We start from the raw sequence: 440 nt of genomic DNA, 5'->3' as shown, positions 1-440 counted from the left end.
TTCGGTAGTTTTTTCATCGCTCCATCCTCTCAAAGGTTGGAGTCTCCGAGAAACCCGGGGCGGTTCAGACAGATTGCTGCCGTCCTCTTTGATGAGGTCGTCCTTCACATAAGCATAGTCACGCATCAGCGCAGGACGCGGATCAAGAAACACCACATTGCGCAAGGTTTCACGTATGGCTTTTGTAACAGCAGGAATGATGCGCTGTGAGTCATGATGAGCCGACTCAAATCGACCTGGCGTTTCGAGCTGATAAAAAATGGCTTGTCGGTTTGAACAAGGAATATGAGGCTTGTTTTTTCCTCGTTTGAAGTTGTTGTAGGCAACCCTGATCTCATCGGTATGGTCATTGGCGCGACCGTCGACCTGGTACAGGAGACTGTCAGAAATTTTGTGTTCGGGCATAACATGTAGCTAGAGGTGCATGTATGCCGACCAAA

The 440-nt window shown here is 48.9% G+C and carries 1 pseudogene; it reads right to left on the bottom strand.

Annotation, left to right across the window (positions count from 1 at the left end):
- Positions 1-375, bottom strand: a pseudogene (locus AO277_RS15150) (hypothetical protein); the annotation flags it as partial.
- Positions 376-440: the final 65 nt, after the last annotated feature.

It is taken from the genome of Pseudomonas amygdali (genome assembly GCF_002699855.1).
GTDB classification, from domain to species: Bacteria; Pseudomonadota; Gammaproteobacteria; order Pseudomonadales; family Pseudomonadaceae; genus Aquipseudomonas; species Aquipseudomonas amygdali.
Note: the sequence above shows the minus strand (reverse complement) of the source record. Positions and strands in the feature narration are given on the sequence as shown.